The 2,539-nt window shown below is 45.3% G+C and carries 2 protein-coding genes and 1 pseudogene; 1 reads left to right on the forward strand and 2 read right to left on the reverse strand.

What is annotated here, in order from left to right:
- Positions 1-40 precede the first annotated feature (40 nt).
- Both CD000_RS00935 and CD000_RS00940 read right to left on the reverse strand, forming a co-directional pair.
- Positions 41-1,222: an IS701-like element ISBsm1 family transposase gene (locus tag CD000_RS00935; RefSeq protein WP_096224681.1), complete on the reverse strand. Its 1,182-nt coding sequence runs from the start codon at positions 1,220-1,222 to the stop codon at positions 41-43.
- A 122-nt stretch (positions 1,223-1,344) separates the two neighbouring features.
- A pseudogene (locus tag CD000_RS00940) lies at positions 1,345-1,857 on the reverse strand (type I restriction endonuclease); the annotation flags it as partial.
- A gap of 256 nt (positions 1,858-2,113) precedes the next feature.
- Here CD000_RS00940 and CD000_RS00945 point away from each other — a divergent pair.
- Positions 2,114-2,539, forward strand: a 426-nt coding sequence (locus tag CD000_RS00945) for a DUF6444 domain-containing protein (protein ID WP_233130380.1), incomplete at its 3' end; no start/stop codon positions are given.

A 2,539-nucleotide genomic window follows, 5' to 3' on the forward strand; every position in this document is an offset into this window, starting at 1 on the left:
ACAATAATTACCATGTAAAAAGAAACAAACAGGGTACCCCTTATGCCACATGGAGCTGTTTTTTCACGGTATCAATGGGAATATTTTGTTTCGCTGCACAGTAAATGAACTCCACGAGGCTATGTCCTTTTCTCTTGCGCAAGAGATCGAGCCCATCAGAAAAATCGCTGTTCGACTCGAATAGGCTGTACACGTAAGCAAGCTGCACCAAGATCCAGTAGCGTTTCACCGCCCGAACCTGACGAACACGGTACCCATCGAGCTTCAGCTGGTCTTTCGCTTGTCGAAAAAAGCATTCGATCGACCAGCGTTGGGCATAGTGGCGCAAGATGTCTTCATCGCTTAGCTCCCGGTCGGTGCTCAAGACACAGTGAAGATGTTCCGATGTCATCGGCTGATCGGCTTTCCAAGCGAGCAGCACCACCGCATGATCGAGACCGTTGAGCGCTCCTTCGTAACGATAGACGCGATAATGCTCTTCTCCCACCGTGACGAGGTGAGTGTCATTCGGTTCGATGGAGCGGGCCAACTGCTTCGCTTGGACGGCAACGCCGTTCGGATAGAGAATCCGGTTCGTCTTGAGCATCGCGATGACGTGGAATCCTTTTTTCAGACAAGCTTCCACGAGCGCTTTCGATGGATACCACGAATCCATCAGCACATAAACGGGACGGCGTACATCCAACGAAGAAAGCATCTCGATCGCGAGTTCCCCTTTGCTTTTTCCCGCCGTCTTGTCGTAGAGGCGGAAGGAAAAGGGAAACGCCTGGGTTGCAGTATGAACCATGAACCAAACAAGAGAATGGCCCCAAATCGATTTTTTCTCTGAGTGAGAGTAGTGCCAATCACATCCCTGAATCGCGTGTGTTGCCCGTGACGAAGGCTTGGTTTTTTGGCAAATCGTATCATCGATCGAAACAAACAAGGGTTGATTCTCCTGTTTGGCGATGCGTTCGACACGACGAAGGATCCACTGCTGGAGTTTGCGAAGCAGTGTCTCTTCCTCCCACGGACTTTTCGTGAAAAAATGGCTGAGTGTCGTGCGGTGGTTCGGATGAAAGCTCCCATGATGAAGATCGGTCAATGTTCCCGAAAAGCCCTTCGTGATCATCGCATCCACGATATGAACGAGATGCTTCATAACAGGTTTTGAAAAATAAAGGGTCAACCCCAACATCGTGAAAAACTTGTGAATTCCTTGATGATGTGCTAATCTATTCATGAGACATGAACCTCCTTGTGAATGGTTTGGTAGCACATCTATTCTAACCAAGGAATCGGGTTCATGTCTCCTTTTTTGTTTCGATGTAAATTTATGTTAGTGATTTTGCTCATCTACAGTAGGTATTTTAATTCGGATGCGGCGCTGAAAATGCTGTCGACATCGAAACTGCTTTTTCGGAATTTCGCCAGCTCGACAATTTGATTTTCTCTCGGTTCAGCGAGGTTAAACTCGAAAAATGGCACTGAATCCATTTTGTTTTGTTCATCGAGATCGGTATAAAATCTGTATAAGATGCCGTTAGTCAAAATAGCGAACTTAGCTGAGGTTGCACCAAAATATCTAAACAGCTGCGAATCGTGTTTATCCAGCTTTTGATTGGCGGCCTTAGCTTCAATGAGAATAACCGGTTTTCCATCGATCATAATGGCGTAGTCGACTTTTTCCCCTTTTTTGATTCCCACGTCAGCTGTAAACTCCGGTAAAAACTCTTCCGGATTGAAAATATCGTACCCTAGAACTTGAAAGAAAGGCATAATGATCGATGTTTTCGTAGCTTCCTCTGTCGCTATAGTATTTTTTAATCTGTTCACCCTTTTCGATAGTGTCTGGATCTGCTCGATGAAGTGATCCATTTTGCTCCACCCCTCTGCATAAAATTTATATGTCCTTGACGGACCATTTATATCCCCCTTTGCTAGATTTTCAGCGAAACGTTTTACGAAAATTTTGTATCTTTATAGTATAATACAGATGACAATGATTTGATGAGTGGGGGATGGACATTGAAAAAACGGAAGGTAACTATTCAGCCACATCATAAAGTGAGCTGAATATTTTCTTCTTTCCTTGTCTATGATGTGAATATTGATAGACAAGGAGGTGAATCGCATGTTGACGGTACAACAAGCTGTATTTACAGTTGAGAGCTTAATCGGCAAAGTCCAACAACAAAAACAGCTCATTACTCACCAACAACAAGTCATTGAGCAACTGTTGAAAGAAAACAAACAGCTACGCAAAGAAAATGAACAACTGAAGTACCGTGTTCAAGAGCTGGAAGCACGCACGAAAAAAAACAGCTCCAATAGCCATTTGCCCCCATCTTCTGACCGTTTTGAGAAAAAGCGTTCCTCCCGCGAGCCGTCTGGCAAAAAGCCTGGTGGGCAAGAGGGACATGAGGGGAAGACGCTCCGTCAAGTGGAACATCCACATCATCGTGTCGTCCACCGTGTGCATACGTGTCAAGGATGTGGAGCTTCTTTGCGTGAAGTCAAACCGTTCAAAGTCGATATCCGTCAAGTGTTTGATGTCCCT

It is taken from the genome of Geobacillus sp. FJAT-46040 (assembly GCF_002335725.1).
Taxonomy (GTDB): domain Bacteria; phylum Bacillota; class Bacilli; order Bacillales; family Anoxybacillaceae; genus Geobacillus; species Geobacillus thermoleovorans.